The sequence below is a fragment of the Acrocarpospora catenulata genome, from assembly GCF_018476525.1.
Classification (GTDB): domain Bacteria; phylum Actinomycetota; class Actinomycetes; order Streptosporangiales; family Streptosporangiaceae; genus Acrocarpospora; species Acrocarpospora catenulata.
In genome coordinates, this window is sequence record NZ_JAHCST010000005.1 from 118,502 (window position 1) to 135,255 (window position 16,754).

Here is a 16,754-nt window from a genome sequence, read left to right on the forward strand (position 1 = left end):
CCTGAAAGGACGTTCCCTTGGCAATCAACCCGATGCCCGACTATGCCCACGAGGGCACCTATTCATGGGTGCCGACCGAGTGGAGCAACGAACTTCTTACCCAGTTCGACCCGCTTCTGGTGTGGGCCTCTCCGCTGGTGTGCAACCGCGACTATGAAGGCGACATCAGCGAAAAGGGTGACCGGGTCGTTGTCAACGGCCTGATCCGGCCCAGCGTCGGCAAGTACACCGACACGGACGGCATGACGATCGAGGATTTGCAGACGGTCGAACAGTTCGTTGACGTCAGCGAGGCCGATTATGTGGCCTTCTATGTCCGCGACATCGAAAAGGTTCAAGTCTCCGGAGCCCTCACCGCACCCGCAACCCAGGAGTCCATCAAGTCCCTGGCCAACGAGACCGATACCTTCGTCGGCGCGAAGGTCGCGGGCTCGGCAACCGCGATGCCCCAGGTGGACGTGAGCGGCATCGCCAAGAGCCAGGACAAGGGCGAGGCGCTGCTTGAAGCCGTCTTCGACATGATGGAGCGCCTGGACACCGCCAAGGTCCCGGGCGGCCGGTATGCGGTCGTCTCCCCGAAGGTGAAGCGCTACCTTCTGCGCGCCCCGGACGTCGCCAACGCCGCCGCTCTGGGTGAAGGCGGGGCCACCGCTCACGGCGTGGTGGCTTCCCTGGCCGGGTTCACGGTCGTGTCCACGACGGCGATGCCGGCAGGTGTGGAGATCCTGGCCGGCCACCGGGCGTTCACCACCTTCGCCAGCCAGTTCACGAACTTCCGCAGTCAGCCGGTGGAGAAGTACCGCCGCAACCAGGTTGACGCCCTGCACCTGTACGGCGCACGGGTGCTGTCCTTCCCTGGCGGCGCTCAGCCGGTCACCCCGGACGTGGCTGTGCTCAACTCCGAGGGCCTTCTCAAGGCCGCCGTCAAGTGGTCATGACCTTCAGGAGCTAACCAGCTCAAAATCCAGCCCCGAGTTCGTTCCCGTGCGGGACGGCTCGGGGCTTTTCTTGTTTCTATCGGCAAGACTCATACCAGGGCTTCGTTACTCGGAGGAGCTTCATCGGGTGGCGAAGACGCATCCCCAGTTCCGCGGGGTAATTCCGGAGCTGCTTCCGGGCCCTTCCCTCGACGCATAAGCGTGTCGAACAGCTTTTGGGCGATGTCACTACGCCGCTCATCCTTGGAGAACATCGCGACCATCGCGCAAACGAAGGTCAGGACCGCGTAGACCGCTGCCGACCCGAGGCCCGCCAGTATCAAGGCGACCACGTAGCTCATTCTTCTCCTGCCCGTTCCAATAGTCCTTAAAGACTTGAACGGGCGTTCGCAAGCTCACTAATACAGGTCCCGGCGCCACAGGTCAAGTCGATGAGGAAAAGATGTCCAAACAGTGCTCATCGGACATTGCTACCCGAACGGTACAAGTCGAGTGACGGACGCTTGACGGCCACCACGGCAGGCGGGGGGACCTCCAGGAGGGCACATCTAGAGCCGTGCATCTGCCTTCCCGGGCAGTTTTGGGGTCGGCGGGCAACCGCCGCTCCTAATCAACAGCGAACTCGCCGCAGGCTCAAAAGGCCAGTTGGGTATGGTTTGTTGGAATATTCGTTCTTTCTGCGAAGTGCCCATGGGGGCTTTCCAGCGAGTTCCCAGACTCGTACATGGTCGGAGGAGGCAGGACCCTCGGGCCCGCGGGCGGGCATATGTATGTACCCCCCCACCCATCCGCTGACGTGCGCAAACGCGCACCTGCACCTAACGCTGTGAGCGTGGCCACGCAAGAATGAAGTAAGGGCAGGTCAGAGGGGTTATTTCTTCTCTCTTCACGCCCAGACAAAACTAAGAAAGTCGCTCGACTTTATTGACAGGCCAATAAGCCGTGCCCTAACTTCCTGTCTTGTCCGACTTCGACCGGCGCAAAGCCGCCGCAACGTGATGACGATTCTCACGAACTAATGAAGTCGGCCCAGAACACAGACCAGCCCACAACGCTCCTCTCTCTCCAAAGACTCACGCTGTGGGCCAGCACAGGAAGGCTACCAAGCCATGCACGACAACCAGCCTGTCATCAGCCCCGAGGCGTTCCACGGCCTGTTCGGTGAGATCACCAACGCGCTGGACCCCTACACCGAGGGGGCCAAAGTGGGGGTGATGATGTCCCTGATGTCGGCCTACAGCGCCTACATCGGCCACGGGCCGACCGTGGAGACCGGCAAGGGCTCTTCCCCGCTGGCTCTGTGGAGCGTCCTTGTGGGCGTCTCCGGCAAGGGCCGTAAGGGAACGGCTACCGGCATGGCCATGCGCGTGGTCGAAGCGGCCTTCGCCAGCTTCGCCGAAAACAGCGTGGTAGACGGCCTTCCCGCTACCGGGCTGGGGCTCATCACGGAGTTGGCGGACCGTGCCGAAGGGACCCTTGCCACTCCGGTGCTGTTCGTGGAGGAGGAGGGGGACGCGCTGTTGTCCAATGCGCGTCGTGACGCCAAGGTGGGCGTCTACCTCCGCAAGGCGTTCGACGCCCAGACCATCGCCCCACAAGACCAAGATAGATGACCTGCGGGTACGCCGTCCCCACCTGGGCCTGATCATGCACGTGCAGCCCAAGAACTGGGCTGCGGTCTCCGGTGGTAAGGACGCTACCGGGGGGACCTGGAACCGCGTTCTGCCGGTATGGGTCAACCAGTCCAAGACCTTGCCGGTCTTCGAGTCCTCCGACGCGCACGAGGTCGTCAGGGCGGCAGCGCGGGCATTGCGGCAGGCTGGCGACTACGCCCGCCAGGTGGACACCGTGACCGTGCCCCGGTACGTGGCCCACGTCTTCGAGTCCAAGCACCGGCCCATCGTGGAAGCGATGATCTCCACCGAAGCCATGAGCCAGTACGCCGAACGGGCGATGGCGTACATGATCCGGCTGGCCGCTCTGTTCGCCCTGTCCGAGCACCGCGACGAGGTCAGCGAACGCGACTTTGACGCCGCTCTCGCGCTGGTCACCTACTCGATTCAGACCATCGCCTACGTCCTGCCCGAAGCCGAAGCCTCCGAGGAAGCGTCGCTGTCGGTCAAGGTCGAGAACTTCATCCGGGAGGCCGGGAACACCGGCCGCACGGCCACTGAGATCTACCGGGCGTTGAACATCAAGGCCAGCGAGCTACGCGATATCGTCGCCCAGCTCGACACGATCGAGGTCACCAAGAGCCAGAGTGGCATGGGTCGGCCCAGCATGATCTACCGCTACGTGGACCTGGACGTTACCGACGGGGCGGCCGAAGAGGGAATTAATGAACTCCCGGCCCTGCCCGCCCCCGCCGTCGAAGAGATCGACGAAACGAGGGAACTCCCCGCCGTGGCCGGTCTGGGTGAGGACTGGGAGGACCTGTGGGAGGCGTACGACGCTGACAAGGCTCAGGAAGAGGCCCTTCGGGCCAGCATGGCACCCAAGCCCAAGCCGTCCCCGGAGGTCGGCACGTGGGCCAAGGCCCCCGCCCTGGTCTTCCAGGCTCCTAGCGATGACGAGTGGGACGCCCTTCTCGATGACCTGGACGAGGTGGCTTGACCCTCCGCGTAGGGCCCCGGCTTCGGCCGGGGCCTACCCCGTGTGTACGTCACCCGCCTACGTATGTACGTGAAAGACATGACGTACACGACTACCGGCCTGCCGGACATCGGTAGTTGGGGGCGTGTCTGTCGGGGCAGCCGACGACGGCGGTATGGCTGTAGCGCTCCCCCTTCAGCCAGTGACCCCACGCCATGCTTCCGCAGTGCGTCAGCGCTTCGCGGGCGTACTGAAGTCGCTCGTCAGCCCCACCCAAACGCTGTTCCTGGTCTGGGTAGGCGAAGGACGGCGAGAGTTGCCGCCATTGCTCCCCTAGCCAGCCGAGCACGGTTTCCAGGTCCCCCGACGCCTTGATGTACGTCGGGGGCTTCAGAAGCCAATCGCACATCCGGTAGGGCGGTAGTGGGGAGTTGCGGAACTCGTCCGGCGGTGTCGGCGGGAGCGGTGGCCTGCGGGCCCCGTCCGCCCTGTCCAGGGACGAGGCTTGACCGCTCCATTGGTATGCGTGGTAATGCCCCGGCATTCAATCCTCGTTATGAACAGCGGCCCCCGCGTGAGGACGCGCGGGGGCCTATTTCTGTGTTTACAGCGTCCCTACAGCGGCGGCGAAGCCGTCCAGCTCATCCCGCGAGAATCGCAGCGTACCGGCTGCGGGGTTCTTGCTGTCCCGCAACGCGAACGCGTCCGGCAGGCCCGGAATGGGCGCGATTTCCACGCAGGTTTCTTGGTCTTCTTCCTGCTGGTTTCCGCCGCAGAGGCGACGGAACGCGGCGCCTGTCAGTTCTACGGCGTAAATGTCCATTTGCACCTCCCTTCATTTCGTATGCGAATTTGGTTCCCTGGAGGGTCATTGGGGCGGAAAGCCGACCTTCCGCCTGGTGGCAAGTACAGTCACAGCCTGGGCACTTATTGTGATCTTCAATGCCTTCGCTTTTGCAGTTGTCGCTGTAGTTCGCCATTTCCTCATTGCCCGTGTTTGCATTCGCATTTCACGTCGTCTTCCAAGAACGCTGTGCCGGTGCACTTGTTACATGCACCCCCCATGCACATTCCGCAGCGGCGGACAGGCAGCGGCGGGGGTGGCTCCGGCTCCGAACCGTTCTGACTCATTGATTCACCTCCCTCCCCCCGAGGCTGGCGGGCGGCGGGGCGGGAACCTCCCCCTCAGGAGTCCATCCGCCCCGCCGCGCCTTTCCCCTCCGGCAGGCCCACATCCCGCGCCATACGGGGGCATTAACGCGGGCGGCTCGTCGGCCGCCGGAGGAGCTGCATCCCCTACCCGTCCGGCGTCGCCCCGGGATTGGTAGGGCTGTCCTGGTGGCCGCAGATCATTCCCGCCGCATCCGTGGCGTTCCGGACCGGCAGTAGGCGCGGTGACTCTGTCTTGAACAGCGACACCATGAACGTTCGCGCCCGGGGGGCGATGGTGACCCTTGCTCGCTCCGCGCCCCCCGTGTCGAACACCATCAGGTTCGGGAGTGCTGCCCCGGCCCCGTCCGGCCCGGGGAAGTAGGCCGTAGTCATGCCGCGCTGGACCACCAACGTTTCCAGCTCTCTCAGGGCGTGTTCGTCGCTGCCGATCGCAGCCACCCCGCTCATCAGCCCGCCCTGCCTTCAGCGTTCGCGGTCAGGTCCATGACGAACCACACCACGCGACCCGCCTCGTCGTCGGCGTAGCTCCAGGCGCGAGCCATGGCCGCGACCAGAACAAGGCCGCGCCCGCCCTCCCCGAACGGGTCGGGGCTGACACACGGCCACTTGTCTTCTTCTGAGCCCTCGTCGATCACATCGACGTGGATGAAGCCGGGACCTTCGGCCACCGCGACGGTTATTTGTCCGCCGTTCCCGGACCTTGAGTGCCTAATCGAGTTGGTGACCAACTCCGAGGTAAGTAGGGCGATGTCATCGAGTCGGGGGAAGCCGTCGCCGAGGAGCCTGCGAACGAAGTGACGTGCTTCATGAACGCTTTCAGGCTTACCTACCAGGTCGAGAGTCCCTAAGACGCTGCCTGTCGTTGTGGCCATCACCGCACCTATCAGCCGGGTTCACCTGTTCACCGGCCCCGGTGGATTGCACGGCGGCCGGTGGCGTTCGGCGGGCTGTGCGGGGCCTTGCTCCGACGGTAGGTGGCCCTGTCATGGCCCATCAACAAGATTGCTCCAGATTGCTAGAAAATGTCGTGGCGTCCCATCCCCTGGCATCCCGAAGCAACTAGCTAACCTTCTGCGCTCAGGTCAGCAATCGCCTTTGTGATAATACGGCGCGCACTCTGTCCATAGAGTGCGATTTCCGCGAGAGCATCAAATACCTTCACATAAAGTTCGATCTCGCTAGGCTGCATAAGAGTCAGTTCCGCAGCAAGCGTCTCCACGAGTACCGTGTGATCTTCCAGGATGTGGAACCCATGCAGAGGGGTTACCGGATACGACGCTCGCAGAGGGATGATGCCGAGCTTCAATCTAGGCAGAGAAGTGGCAACAGATAGTCGATCTAGCTGCTCAATAAGTATTTCTTTGGGTGCAGTACCATACCGAAGCGCGGCTTCGGTCATCACGATATGGGTATCGGCCACGTATAGGACATCTTGCCGTCGCAGGCGCGCTCTTATGCCTTCTTCAATATCATCCGGGGCGCCCCATGTTTTAACCGATTGCTTAAATCGCTCCCTTATGTAAGGAGGGATTTGGAGAAGGCCGGGTATTACGGAACACTGAAACGCGCGAATCCGGGTGACCTGTGATTCGAGTTGTCGAATCTCTTCCTGTCGATTCTTTACACCAGCATGCAGACGGCGTTTCCACTCCATGTACTTCGATTCCAGGGACCGGAGTTCGGCGATCAGGTCCCGCTCTTTATCCGAAGCATCCGCTAGCTTGACCCAAAGGCGGATGTCAGAGTCGGTGGGCGTCTGCTTTCCAAGCTCTATCTTGCTGACCTTGGATGCCTGCCACCCTGCCTGTTTGGCGAGTTCCTTGCCGCTCAAGCCCGCGTCTAACCGGATCTCCCTGAGCTTCAGGCCCAGTGTTTCTCTCGCTTGCCGTATGTTGCTAGACACGTGCGGCAAATTCGTCACGAGAAGTCGATAGGGTCCAAGCGAGATCGAACCAGCGGCAATGCTCAGTGACCAAGGCAGAATCATCGATCAGTTCGGCACCGAGAAGCGACCCGTCTTCAGCATCGAAATGAAGGACTGCCGAAAGCGTACGATCAAAGCACCAGACATCGAACTGCGGGATTCCTGCCTTAATCGCAGCTTCGCGGTCTAGATAGCGTATGTCTTCCCCGGCTCGGTTATTGGCTTGGGCTCCATAGAGCCCGAAACGAGCATAATCTGACAGCGGAAGGGAGACTATGCGAACTCGCTGGAAGCGCCGCCCCTCCGCTGTCGCTGCGCGGATCGCTTGGAGCCATGGCCGTCTTGCCCATTCCGGATCGGGATTCCCATCGAGGAAACGCCGTAGCGGCTCCCGCTCGACTGGAGAGTTATACCAGTCGCGCATTTCAAGCCGTTGGGCAGTTGATCGGAACGAAGTGAACAGCTCTTGAAAGCGTTCACCTCTGACCAGCTCCGGCACGCGCGTTACTCCTTCGGGATGAACTTGAGCATCTCACGGGGAATCTCAATGATCGCTTCTGTCGGTCCGAGATTGACGGCGTCTGCGAGCGTCTCAGGGTCAAGGATGATCGTCCCTTGGATTGCAACCGTACCGCGAGAGGTCTCGTACGCGGCGGGACAGTCGCCGTTCTCTGACGAGGTACCTAGGAATCGTAGGCGCATTGCGTGATCCTTCCGGGTGATTGCTAAGGATAGCTAGCAACATCGACGGTGGGAGACCAAGACGAGGATGTCAACCCTTCCCGGACATGAGGAAGCCCCTGGACGCTGGGGCCGAAGCAGATGCGGGCGCGGGCGTTGGACTCCTTGCGTCGTCGCCAGCCATCGCGACGAGGTGTGCCGAAGTGGGTCGGCCCATAGTCGTTCAACCTCACGGCGTACGTCCGAACCGAGCGGGACCATTTGCCGGTGCTGGCGAAATGGTCCTGAGCGGTGGTTTCTCCCTGGAACCAGAGCCAGGGCCACCGGGGACGGGTCAGCACAACGTCAGCACAGGTGCTGACATGAACCGCGAAGGACCCGAAACAACAAGAAGCCCCAGACTCGCGACGTAGGCCGTGAGCTGGGGCTTTGTCTCCTGTTTGACTAGGTCAGACCTGGTGTGCTACGGGAGCTGGTGGACGATACTGGGATTGAACCAGTGACCTCTTCCGTGTCAGGGAAGCGCTCTCCCGCTGAGCTAATCGTCCGGGACTGCGAGCGGAAGACGGGATTCGAACCCGCGACCCTCACCTTGGCAAGGTGATGCTCTACCACTGAGCCACTTCCGCAGGGTCGCCGTTGGCGACGCTGGTCTTACTTTAGCGGACCGGGCGGGGTCTCCGTGACGGTCCCTGGAGGTGGAGACGGGATTTGAACCCGTGTACGCGGCTTTGCAGGCCGCTGCCTCGCCTCTCGGCCACTCCACCGAGCGGAAGACGGGATTCGAACCCGCGACCCTCACCTTGGCAAGGTGATGCTCTACCACTGAGCCACTTCCGCGATCACCCCGCGAGCCCGGGGCTACGGAAGAAACCTTATCGCGTTCTGCGGGCGCTCGTGCGCGCATGGGCGCTCATGAACACTCCTGGTGTGCTCTCTGGATGGCCAAATGTCCGTTTTGTCTGGTTCTAGGGAATAGTTCTGGTGAACCTGGTCAGGGTGTGGAGGGGAAGCTGACCACGGAGGTGAGGGGCGATGGCGAAGGTCCTGATCGTGACCGGTGACGCGGCGGAGGATCTGGAGGTGATGTACCCGTACCAGCGGCTGCTGGAGGAGGGGTACCAGGTCGACATCGCGGCTCCGACGGCCAAGAAGCTGCAGTTCGTGGTGCACGACTTCGTGGACGGATTCGACACCTACACCGAGAAGCCGGGGCATGTCTGGCGGGCCGACCTGGCGTTCGTGGACGTGCAGCCGAGGGAGTACAAGGCGCTGGTGGTGCCGGGGGGCCGGGCGCCGGAGTACATCAGGAACAACCCGGTCTGCCGGGAGATCGTCCGGCACTTCGCGGACAGCGGGAAGCCGATCGCGGCGCTCTGTCACGGGCCGCTGGTGCTGGCCGCGGCGGGGGTGCTCAAGGGCCGGGAGTGCAGCGCGTACCCGGCGTGCGCACCGGATGTCGAGCAGGCCGGCGCCGTCTGGATGGACAGCCCGGCGCATGTGGAGGGCAACCTGGTGACCGGTCGCGCCTGGCCGGACCATCCTGAGTGGATGCGCGCTTTCATGAAAGTGCTCCGAGATGCCCGTTAGGCGGCAGTGCGCCCAGCCGGCCAAGAGGTCGTGATCCTGGCTGGGGGTCGAGTGGCATTTCGTTTCCGCACCTGACAAGCCGACATTGATGGTCGACAAAATCATTGGGGCGAGGCGCGGTTCTCCAGGATCGTACGGCCGTGGACGGCGACCCAGTCGCTGAGGGCGTTGATCGGGTCGAGCAGGGTGCGGCCCAAGGGGGTGAGCGCGTACTCGACGCGGGGTGGTACCTCGGCGTAGACCTGGCGGGTGACCAGGCCGTCGCGTTCCAGGTCGCGGAGGGTTTTGGTGAGCATGCGGTGGGAGATTCCGTCGATAGCGCGCAGGAGGGTGGTGAAACGCTGCTCGCCCGCGGTGAGGGAGGCGATGACGACGAGGCTCCATTTGTCGCCGATGGTGGTGAGCAGGCCGCGCATCACGGACTGAAGCTGCGCATCATCGCAGGGAGACGCGTCCAGGGCAACCTTGGGAAGGATCATTTCGCTCCTTTCGCAATATGCACTTCTAAGTGCGTAATGCACTAAATAGTGCGTCTCAATCTGGTGGAATTAACGTTATCGTCGCACTGCTCACTCGGACGGTGACGGCCGTTTTCGTCAGGCCGTCCAGAAAGACGATCGTAAGGAGTGAGCCGTGACGAGAATCGCCATCATCGTCGGAAGTGTACGACCGGGGCGTTACAGCAGGGCAGTGGCCGACTGGGTGTTCGCCCAGGCGGCGGGGCGGGAGGACGCGACGTTCGAGATCGTCGATCTCATCGACCACCCCCTGCCCCATCTCGACGAGCCGATCGCCGCGTCGAGCGGCCGTTACGACAACCCGCACACCAAGGCGTGGTCACAGGTCATCGCCGGATTCGACGGGTTCGTGTTCGTCACCCCCGAGTACAACCACTCGACCACCGGCGTGCTGAAGAACGCCATCGACTACCTGTACGCGGAGTGGAACAACAAGGCGGCCGGATTCGTGAGCTACGGAGTCGTCGGCGGGGTCCGGGCCGTCGAACACCTGAGACTCATCGCCGCCGAGGTCCAGCTCGCGACCACGAGGTCCCAGGTGGCGCTTTCCTTCTACACCGACTTCGAGAAGTTCACCACGCTCACCCCCGGCGCGCATCAGGTGGACGCCATGGCCGCCACGTTCGACCAGGTGGTGGCCTGGTCGGAGGCATTGGCGCCGTTACGGAAGTGACCGAACGGCGACCCGGGGGGACCCGGGTCGCCACCTCCGGTCCGGGATCAGCGGCGTGCGGCCAGGTGACGCGTGAGATGGTCGATCACCTCGCGCGCGTCGTCCTCGACGCCGTGGATGAACGTGGACTTGCGCCGTCGCAGTACGGGCAGACCCAGCGCGTACAGTCCCGGGCTGTCGACCACGCCGCCCTCGTGGCGCAGCCGGCCCTTCGGGTCGACCACGGGGACGTCGAGCCATCCGTAGTCGGGCCGGTAGCCCGTCGCCCACACGATGGTGCGGATCTCGCCGCTGCCCAGGTCGAGTTGCCAGCGCGCCGACTCGGGCACGTGGGTCGGCGCGAAGCGCTCGGGAGGGTCGACCTCGGCGTCGCGGCCGTGCGTCCTGGCCCACTCGTCGAAGGTGTCCAGCAGGCGGCGCATCTTGAGGTCCGCGAGGGAGAACACGTTGCGCAGGCCGCCGGAGAACAGCGCACGGCCGTCACGCACGGCCGCCCAGCGGCCGACCAGTTCGACGCCCATCGCGGTGAGCGCGTTGAGGTCGAGCGTCCTGCGCTTGGCGGTTCCGGCGAGTTGGGGCGAGGGCAGCCGCCGGGCCCGCGTCAGATCATCGATCTCGTCGTGGCGCTGGTCCCAGACGCCCGCGGCGTCCATCCACCACAGCACATCGCGTCCGCGGTACAGGCGCGGCAGCCGCACGTGCTCTCCCACCGAGAGGACCACCGGCCGGCCGGACCGCGCCAGCTCGGCGGCCAGCTGTACGCCGGTCGCCGACGCGCCCACGACGAGTACGCCACCGTCGGGGAGCTGGGCAGGGCCCCGGTAGCCGAACGGTGTCAGTTGTACGACCGACGCCGGGACCGCGTCGGCGAACGGCGGCACCGTCGGCCGGTTGCAGGCGCCGCTCGCGATGACCAGTGCCCGGCAGCCGATGTCGCCGTGGCTCGTCGTCACGTGGTACCCGTCATCGGTGCGTCGCACCGACGTGACGTTCGTACCGGTCCGTATGGGAGCGCGGGTGACGGTGGCGAAGCGCTCGATGAACTCGACCACTTCGCCCATCGTCATGTAGCCGTCGGGGTCCGGGCCTCGGTAGCGATGGCCCGGCAGGCGGCTCAGCCAGTTGGGGGTGAGCAGCCGCAGGGAGTCCCAGCGTTCGCGGCGCCAGGAGTTCGCCACCTCGCCGCGCTCCAGCACGACGTGGTCGATCGACCGGCCGTGGAGGAAGTGGCTCGCGGCGAGTCCCGCGTGCCCCGCGCCGATGACGACCGCGGTGGTGCGTTCGATGGCCGGGTCTCCCTCAGGCGACTTCGACGGTGACGTTCGTGGGGTTGGTGAGGGCGTCGAACACGGCCGAGCGCTTCTGGGACTGGGCGACCAGCGCTTCGATGTCCTCCTTCGAGGCGTCCGCGTCGATGCTGAACGTCACCTTGATGTCGTTGTAGCCGTTGCGTACGTCGCTGTCGGCGCCGAGGATCCCGCGGATGTCGTGGTTGCCTTCGACCGTCGACTCGACCGAGCGCAGCTGGATGCCGCGGTTCTGCGCGACCGACGCCACACCCGCCGTCAGGCAGCTGGCCAGGCCGACGAGGAGGTACTCGATCGGGGTGATGCCGTTGTCCTCCGCCGCGAAGACCTCGGGGTGGTCCGCGGTGAACACCGATTCGCTCTTGTGGCTCTGCTCCTGGCCGAGGCCGTGGAAGCTCTGGATCGTGACGGTGCTGTGCACGCCGTTCTGCCACTTGGCGGAGGCCCGCCAGGTGAACTGGGCCGCCTCGGGCGCGCCCTTCAAGGCCTCGCGCGCGTCGAGCAGCGCCTGGACGTTGACTCCGTTGTCGATCGTGGTCATGTCGCGTGATGTCCCTTTCGCGGCTTCCCCGAATTTCCCATAGGAATACGTGACAATACCTTGGCTGCCAGGATCGCCGCTAGATAGGATTCCCCGCATGGTCTCGGCGTCGACGTTTCCCGCCGGTTCGGTCGGCATCGTCGAAACGCGGTACCTCGACCTGCCGGAACCGGTGCGGCTGGACTGCGGGCGGGAACTGCACCCGGTCCGCGTCGCCTACGAGACCTACGGCACCCTTTCCCCCGCGCGCGACAACGTCATCCTGGTCTGCCACGCGCTCAGCGGCGACGCCCACGCGGCCGGCTTCGCGAAGACGCCGCCCCAGACAGGCACCCGTGACGGGTTCGGGGCCGCGGACCGCGACGGCGCGGCGGGCAGCGGACTCGGCTGGTGGGACGGGATGATCGGCCCCGGTAAGGCGTTCGACACCGACCGCTACTTCGTCGTCTCCACGAACCTGCTCGGCGGCTGTAGCGGGACGACCGGGCCGTCGTCGATCGACCCGGCGACCGGCAGGCCGTACGGGTCGGACTTCCCCGTCATCACCGTCGCGGACATGGTGCGCACCGAGCGGGCGTTCCTGGACGTCCTGGGTGTCGAGCGGCTCGCGGCGGTGGCCGGTGGGTCGCTCGGGGGGATGCAGGCGTTGCAGTGGGCGGTCCTGTATCCCGACCAGGTCGACGCCATCGTGGTGATCGCCAGCACGCACGCCCTGCACTCGCAGGGCGTGGCCTGGAACGCGATCGCGCGCAGCTCCATCATGGGCGACCCCGCCTGGCAGGGCGGCCACTACTACGGCACCGGCCGCGCCCCCCACGCCGGCATGGGCGTGGCGCGGATGGTCGGCCACGTCACGTACCTGTCCGCACCGGCGCTGAACGAGCGGTTCGGGCGGCGGCTGCAGTTCTCCGAGGACATCCGCCACACGATCAGCGAACCGGAGTTCGAGGTCGAAAGCTACCTGCGCCACCAGGCCGACTCGTTCGTCAAGCGCTTCGACGCCAACACCTATCTGTTCACCTCGCGGGCGCTGACCTATTTCGACCTCGCGCGGCAGCACGGCGGCGGATCGCTCGCACGGGCGCTCGAAGGCGTCTCGGCGCGGACGCTGCTGATCGCCTTCAGCTCCGACTGGCTGTACCCGCCGTCCGCGTCGAGGGAGATCGAGGACGCGCTGCGTGCCCTCGGCAAGCCGGTCGAGTTCCAGGAGATCGACGCGCCGTACGGCCACGACTGCTTCCTGCTGGAGGAAGCGCGTCAGACGCCCATTATCCGCCGGTTTCTGGAAGAAGGCGCCGGAGGATGAGGTCGAGGAAGAGGGTCTGGTGACCGACAAGTTCCCCCGTGCCGAGCAAGCCCGCGCGTTCGGATTCGAGACGAGACAGTTGCACGCCGGGCAACGGCCCGACCCGAACACGGGCGCGCGTGCGGTGCCCATCTTCCAGACCACCAGCTACGTGTTCGAAGATCCGGAATCGGCGGCGGCGTACTTCAACCTGCAGGAGTACGGGAACACGTACTCGCGGATCATGAATCCGACCGTCGCGGTGTTCGAGGAGCGGGTGGCCAACCTCGAAGGCGGCTGCGGCGCGGTGGCCTTCGCCAGCGGGATCGCCGCGCAGGCCGCCGCGCTCTTCACGCTGCTCCAGCCGGGCGACCACGTCGTGTCCTCCGCCGCCCTGTACGGCGGGACGGTGAACCAGCTCAAGCACCTGCTGGGCAAGATGAGCGTCGAACTGACGTGGGTGGATCCCGACGATCCGGACGCGTGGCGGCGGGCGGTCCGCCCGAACACGAAGGCCTTCTTCGGTGAGACGATCGGCAACCCCGCCGGGAACGTGCTGGACATCGAGGTCGTGGCGGCCATCGCACATGAGCACGAGCTGCCGCTGATCGTGGACAACACCTTCGCGACGCCGTACCTGTGCCGGCCGATCGAGTGGGGCGCCGACATCGTGATCCACTCGGCCACCAAGTTCATCGGCGGCCACGGCACGAGCATCGGCGGGGTCGTCGTCGAGGCCGGCACGTTCAACTGGTCCAACGGGCGGTTCCCCGTGGTCGCGGATCCGTCGCCGGCCTACCACGGCCTGCAGTTCCACGAGACGTTCGGGACCTACGGCTATCTGATGAAGCTGCGCGCCGAGACCCTGCGGGATCTCGGTGGGGCGCTCGCGCCGCTCAACGCGTTCCTGTTCCTGCAAGGGCTCGAAACGCTGTCGCTGCGGATGGAACGGCACGTCGAGAACGCGCGGGCGGTCGCGGCGTTCCTCGAATCGCACGAACTGGCGTCCAACGTCACCTACCCCGGGCTGTCGTCGAGCAGGTACCTGCCACTCGTGGAGAAGTACCTGCCGCGTGGCGCCGGCGCGGTGTTCTCGTTCGACTGCGCCGGTGGGCGGGCCGGTGGGCAGGACCTGATCCGCGGCGTGACGCTCTGGTCCCATCTGGCCAACGTCGGCGACGCGAAGAGCCTGATCATTCACCCCGCCAGCACGACCCACCGCCAGCTGAGCGACGAGGAACTCCGGGCCGCCGGCATCGCGCCGGGGACGGTGCGGCTGTCGGTCGGCACCGAGTCCGTCGAAGATCTGATCTGGGACCTGGAACAGGGTTTCGGGTACGTCGCCGCGACCGCGGGAACGGAGGTGGTCGGCGCATGAACGATCTCGGACGCTACCAGGACCCGTTGACGATCCAGCGCGTGCTGCACAGCGCGGGGACCATCGCGGTCGTGGGCCTGTCGAGCAACGAGTTGCGGGCCAGCTACTTCGTCGGCTACTACCTCAAGCGGCACGGCTACCGCGTGATCCCCGTGAACCCCCGCGAAACGGAGATCCTCGGCGAGACGTGCTACCCGAGCCTGCTGGACGTGCCCGTGCCGGTGGACCTCGTGAACGTCTTCCGCGCGCCGGACGCGCTGCCGGGGATCGCGCGGGAGACCGTGGCGATCAACGCCGGTGCGCTCTGGTGCCAGTTCGGCGTGATCAACGAGGAGGGCGCGCGAATCGCGGCGGACGGCGGCGTGACAGTGATCATGGACCGCTGCCTCAAGGTCGAGCACGCGCGCTACGTGGGCCGGATGCACTGGCTCGGCTTCAACACCCAGCGCATCACTGCTGTCCGTGGCGGGCTCCAGTAGCGCACGAAGCCTGATATTTCGGGATATTTCGGGCAAGCGTTGGGCTGGGTGTGCGTGCCGTCGGGCGTACCGGGGGAGGGGAGGGGAGAGGGTGCTGGCGGAAGCGGCGCGGGGAGGGTGCTGCGTGCGGGTCAGGTGCGGAGGGCGTGGTGGGCGCCGGCCAGGATGGCGCCGTACTGGAGGGCGACCAGGTGTTTGATCGGGATGGTCTGGGCCGAGGTCTGGGATTCGGCCTCGGCGCACCATTTCTCGTACGTCGCACCGAGCGTCCGGGCGTGCCACCGGATGGCGGGCGTCCCGTTGCCGATGGCGATCTCCCCATCAAGGGCCCGGAGCAGGATCCCCCCGAACCGGAGCCGGTAGCTGTGTACGAGGTCCCGGCACGAGGAGCGCTCGGCGCCGGTGGCCGGACGGTCGGCGGCCGGGTCGGCGGCGCGCTGCTCGTCGGTGGTGGCGACTCCGGCGAGCATCGGGATGAAGAACCGGCTCGCGCGGATGAAGGGGGAGTTGGTGGCCAGGTCGGCGGAGACCCCGGCCAGGGCCTCGTGGAGCACGGCGGCGGTGTCCCTGAGGTCGGCGCCCTGGGCCTTGATCAGGTCGCTGTAGAGGATGTCGGTGGGCGAGGTGTCGTCGGCGGACGGGTCCATCCAGTACGGAAGCTCCGCGGTCAGGCAGAGCGTGCCGTACCGGGCGGCGTAGGTGTCCGAGGCCGAGCCGGTGATCAGCTCGGTCGGGTCCTGCCCGAGCGCCTCGGCGTAGTCGTACGCGTGCTCCATTCTGGGACTGAGGAAGATCGCGGGAGCGAGCTGGGTGATGGACGGATGTTCGGGTTCCCCCACGTGCAGCGGCAGGCCGTACCGGCTGGGCAGTTCGCTGAGGATCTCCTGCAGCTCGGGCTCGGCCCGGGACAGGTAGTAGAAGACGCCGCCGAGCTCCCCGTTGTGCAGCGTGGTCATGAAGGCCGGCCGGGTGGCGTCGATCAGCCGCATCAGCGCGAGCGTCTCGGGGAGCACCCGGTCGAAGTAGGAGCGTTTGTAGGCGAACGGGAAGGTCCATTCGACCTGCTCGTCCCCGGCGGGCCGGTAGAAGTTCCGTCCGTAGTGGGCTTTGGTGAAGGGGCCCGCGAACCACCCTTCGTTCAGCCGGGTGCCGTCCGGGTCGAGGCAGCCGACGATGTGCCAGGTGGCGGAGGCGCGCAGGGCGGGGGAGGCGCACAGCCGCCCGGCCAGGTGCACCACGGTGAGGCCGCCGATGGGTTCGTTGGGGTGCGGCCCGGCGGCGACGATCACGTCGCGGGGGCCGTCACCGACGGTCAGGCAGAGCATGGGGTCGCCGAGCCGGGAGGTGCCGATCCGCCGGAGTACGGCGGTGCTGGGATGGGCGGCGGCGAGGCGCATCAGGCCCTCGTGGACCTCGTCCACGGTGGCGAAACGGTCGTAGTCGGGGACAGAGTCGAGTTCGCTGGCTAAGGCAGGATCTAGCACCTACTCAGTGTGCAGATATGACCCCGTCTGTCACATTGTGAGGTCACCCAACAGCAGCCCCAACGACTTGTCGTGTTGCGTTAATGGAAGCACATAAATCCGGATAAATCCGGACTCGGGGTTGACAGGGGTCACGTCGGCGAGTCGAGGTTGGAGTGTAGTCTTGCCCGATTTCGGGCAGGATTCTTGGA

Annotated in this window: 19 protein-coding genes and 4 tRNA genes; 8 read left to right on the top strand and 15 right to left on the bottom strand. The window is 65.4% G+C overall.

The genetic code is table 11. From position 1 onward, the window contains the following. Positions 1 to 17: 17 nt before the first annotated feature. The gene (locus tag KIP79_RS07075) at positions 18 to 938 is read left to right on the top strand and encodes a hypothetical protein (RefSeq protein WP_214103866.1); all 921 of its coding nucleotides are present in this window, start codon (positions 18 to 20) and stop codon (positions 936 to 938) included. A gap of 89 nt (positions 939 to 1,027) precedes the next feature. Here KIP79_RS07075 and KIP79_RS07080 read toward each other — a convergent pair whose 3' ends face one another. Then, entirely contained in the window at positions 1,028 to 1,279 is a 252-nt protein-coding gene (locus KIP79_RS07080; RefSeq protein WP_214103867.1) for a hypothetical protein, read from the bottom strand. A gap of 768 nt (positions 1,280 to 2,047) precedes the next feature. On the opposite strand from KIP79_RS07080, the gene KIP79_RS07085 reads away from it, so the two are divergent. Both KIP79_RS07085 and KIP79_RS07090 read left to right on the top strand, forming a co-directional pair. Beyond that, positions 2,048 to 2,551: a hypothetical protein gene (locus KIP79_RS07085; protein WP_214103868.1), complete on the top strand. Its 504-nt coding sequence runs from the start codon at positions 2,048 to 2,050 to the stop codon at positions 2,549 to 2,551. A 34-nt stretch (positions 2,552 to 2,585) separates the two neighbouring features. After that, complete coding sequence (locus KIP79_RS07090; RefSeq protein WP_250212810.1) at positions 2,586 to 3,551, top strand: DUF3987 domain-containing protein; 966 nt, start codon at positions 2,586 to 2,588, stop codon at positions 3,549 to 3,551. A 91-nt stretch (positions 3,552 to 3,642) separates the two neighbouring features. On the opposite strand, the gene KIP79_RS07095 is transcribed toward KIP79_RS07090, so the two are convergent. The 10 genes from KIP79_RS07095 to KIP79_RS07140 all read right to left on the bottom strand — a co-directional run bounded on the left by KIP79_RS07095 (position 3,643) and on the right by KIP79_RS07140 (position 8,148). Then, entirely contained in the window at positions 3,643 to 3,939 is a 297-nt protein-coding gene (locus KIP79_RS07095) for a hypothetical protein (protein ID WP_214103870.1), read from the bottom strand. A 195-nt stretch (positions 3,940 to 4,134) separates the two neighbouring features. Beyond that, positions 4,135 to 4,353: a DUF397 domain-containing protein gene (locus tag KIP79_RS07100; RefSeq protein WP_214103871.1), complete on the bottom strand. Its 219-nt coding sequence runs from the start codon at positions 4,351 to 4,353 to the stop codon at positions 4,135 to 4,137. 473 nt (positions 4,354 to 4,826) lie between these two features. Then, positions 4,827 to 5,150 (bottom strand): hypothetical protein, encoded by a 324-nt coding sequence (locus tag KIP79_RS07105; RefSeq protein ID WP_214103872.1) that lies wholly within the window; start codon positions 5,148 to 5,150, stop codon positions 4,827 to 4,829. After that, entirely contained in the window at positions 5,150 to 5,575 is a 426-nt protein-coding gene (locus tag KIP79_RS07110; RefSeq protein WP_214103873.1) for an ATP-binding protein, read from the bottom strand. The genes KIP79_RS07105 and KIP79_RS07110 overlap by 1 nt, the downstream gene beginning before the upstream one ends. Positions 5,576 to 5,766: 191 nt before the next feature. Then, positions 5,767 to 6,624, bottom strand: coding sequence for a helix-turn-helix domain-containing protein (locus KIP79_RS07115; protein ID WP_214103874.1), 858 nt, complete (start codon positions 6,622 to 6,624; stop codon positions 5,767 to 5,769). Continuing rightward, positions 6,599 to 7,126: a DUF6879 family protein gene (locus KIP79_RS07120; protein WP_214103875.1), complete on the bottom strand. Its 528-nt coding sequence runs from the start codon at positions 7,124 to 7,126 to the stop codon at positions 6,599 to 6,601. Before KIP79_RS07120 ends, KIP79_RS07115 begins: the two co-directional genes overlap by 26 nt. Positions 7,127 to 7,781: 655 nt before the next feature. Further along, a tRNA-Val gene (locus tag KIP79_RS07125) sits at positions 7,782 to 7,856 on the bottom strand. 9 nt (positions 7,857 to 7,865) lie between these two features. Next, a tRNA-Gly gene (locus tag KIP79_RS07130) sits at positions 7,866 to 7,937 on the bottom strand. Between the two features lie 64 nt (positions 7,938 to 8,001). Further along, positions 8,002 to 8,075 (bottom strand) — tRNA-Cys (locus tag KIP79_RS07135). A gap of 1 nt (position 8,076) precedes the next feature. Then, a tRNA-Gly gene (locus KIP79_RS07140) sits at positions 8,077 to 8,148 on the bottom strand. A gap of 195 nt (positions 8,149 to 8,343) precedes the next feature. On the opposite strand from KIP79_RS07140, the gene KIP79_RS07145 reads away from it, so the two are divergent. Beyond that, on the top strand, positions 8,344 to 8,898 hold the full coding sequence (locus tag KIP79_RS07145; RefSeq protein WP_214103876.1) for a DJ-1/PfpI family protein: 555 nt from the start codon (positions 8,344 to 8,346) through the stop codon (positions 8,896 to 8,898). A 101-nt stretch (positions 8,899 to 8,999) separates the two neighbouring features. Here the strand turns inward: KIP79_RS07145 and KIP79_RS07150 are convergent, their stop codons facing one another. Continuing rightward, positions 9,000 to 9,377, bottom strand: coding sequence for a winged helix-turn-helix transcriptional regulator (locus tag KIP79_RS07150; protein ID WP_308169607.1), 378 nt, complete (start codon positions 9,375 to 9,377; stop codon positions 9,000 to 9,002). A gap of 154 nt (positions 9,378 to 9,531) precedes the next feature. On the opposite strand from KIP79_RS07150, the gene KIP79_RS07155 reads away from it, so the two are divergent. After that, the gene (locus KIP79_RS07155) at positions 9,532 to 10,089 is read left to right on the top strand and encodes an NADPH-dependent FMN reductase (protein WP_214103877.1); all 558 of its coding nucleotides are present in this window, start codon (positions 9,532 to 9,534) and stop codon (positions 10,087 to 10,089) included. Positions 10,090 to 10,136: 47 nt separating this feature from the next. Here the strand turns inward: KIP79_RS07155 and KIP79_RS07160 are convergent, their stop codons facing one another. Beyond that, positions 10,137 to 11,375, bottom strand: coding sequence for an NAD(P)-binding domain-containing protein (locus KIP79_RS07160; protein ID WP_308169616.1), 1,239 nt, complete (start codon positions 11,373 to 11,375; stop codon positions 10,137 to 10,139). 13 nt (positions 11,376 to 11,388) lie between these two features. Continuing rightward, a complete protein-coding gene (locus tag KIP79_RS07165; RefSeq protein WP_214103878.1) occupies positions 11,389 to 11,937 on the bottom strand; it encodes an OsmC family protein in 549 nt (182 codons plus the stop codon). 97 nt (positions 11,938 to 12,034) lie between these two features. On the opposite strand from KIP79_RS07165, the gene metX reads away from it, so the two are divergent. From metX to KIP79_RS07180, 3 genes are read left to right on the top strand one after another with little or no spacing between them, the layout of a single operon-like run. Continuing rightward, complete coding sequence (gene metX, locus KIP79_RS07170) at positions 12,035 to 13,243, top strand: homoserine O-acetyltransferase MetX (protein ID WP_214103879.1); 1,209 nt, start codon at positions 12,035 to 12,037, stop codon at positions 13,241 to 13,243. Positions 13,244 to 13,262: 19 nt separating this feature from the next. Beyond that, the gene (locus KIP79_RS07175; protein WP_214103880.1) at positions 13,263 to 14,600 is read left to right on the top strand and encodes an O-acetylhomoserine aminocarboxypropyltransferase/cysteine synthase family protein; all 1,338 of its coding nucleotides are present in this window, start codon (positions 13,263 to 13,265) and stop codon (positions 14,598 to 14,600) included. Next, complete coding sequence (locus KIP79_RS07180; RefSeq protein WP_214103881.1) at positions 14,597 to 15,079, top strand: CoA-binding protein; 483 nt, start codon at positions 14,597 to 14,599, stop codon at positions 15,077 to 15,079. Before KIP79_RS07175 ends, KIP79_RS07180 begins: the two co-directional genes overlap by 4 nt. Before the next feature lie 131 nt (positions 15,080 to 15,210). Here KIP79_RS07180 and KIP79_RS07185 read toward each other — a convergent pair whose 3' ends face one another. After that, entirely contained in the window at positions 15,211 to 16,563 is a 1,353-nt protein-coding gene (locus tag KIP79_RS07185; RefSeq protein WP_214103882.1) for a M14 family zinc carboxypeptidase, read from the bottom strand. Positions 16,564 to 16,754: the final 191 nt, after the last annotated feature.

Coding starts and splice junctions, on each gene's coding strand:
- KIP79_RS07095 (WP_214103870.1), bottom strand. CDS start 3,939: ATGTGCGATTGGCTTCTGAAGCCCCCGACGTACATCAAGGCGTCGGGG.
- KIP79_RS07090 (WP_250212810.1), top strand. CDS start 2,586: ATGCACGTGCAGCCCAAGAACTGGGCTGCGGTCTCCGGTGGTAAGGAC.
- KIP79_RS07180 (WP_214103881.1), top strand. CDS start 14,597: ATGAACGATCTCGGACGCTACCAGGACCCGTTGACGATCCAGCGCGTG.
- KIP79_RS07085 (WP_214103868.1), top strand. CDS start 2,048: ATGCACGACAACCAGCCTGTCATCAGCCCCGAGGCGTTCCACGGCCTG.
- KIP79_RS07150 (WP_308169607.1), bottom strand. CDS start 9,377: ATGATCCTTCCCAAGGTTGCCCTGGACGCGTCTCCCTGCGATGATGCG.
- metX (WP_214103879.1), top strand. CDS start 12,035: ATGGTCTCGGCGTCGACGTTTCCCGCCGGTTCGGTCGGCATCGTCGAA.
- KIP79_RS07100 (WP_214103871.1), bottom strand. CDS start 4,353: ATGGACATTTACGCCGTAGAACTGACAGGCGCCGCGTTCCGTCGCCTC.
- KIP79_RS07080 (WP_214103867.1), bottom strand. CDS start 1,279: ATGAGCTACGTGGTCGCCTTGATACTGGCGGGCCTCGGGTCGGCAGCG.
- KIP79_RS07105 (WP_214103872.1), bottom strand. CDS start 5,150: ATGAGCGGGGTGGCTGCGATCGGCAGCGACGAACACGCCCTGAGAGAG.
- KIP79_RS07165 (WP_214103878.1), bottom strand. CDS start 11,937: ATGACCACGATCGACAACGGAGTCAACGTCCAGGCGCTGCTCGACGCG.
- KIP79_RS07145 (WP_214103876.1), top strand. CDS start 8,344: ATGGCGAAGGTCCTGATCGTGACCGGTGACGCGGCGGAGGATCTGGAG.
- KIP79_RS07110 (WP_214103873.1), bottom strand. CDS start 5,575: ATGGCCACAACGACAGGCAGCGTCTTAGGGACTCTCGACCTGGTAGGT.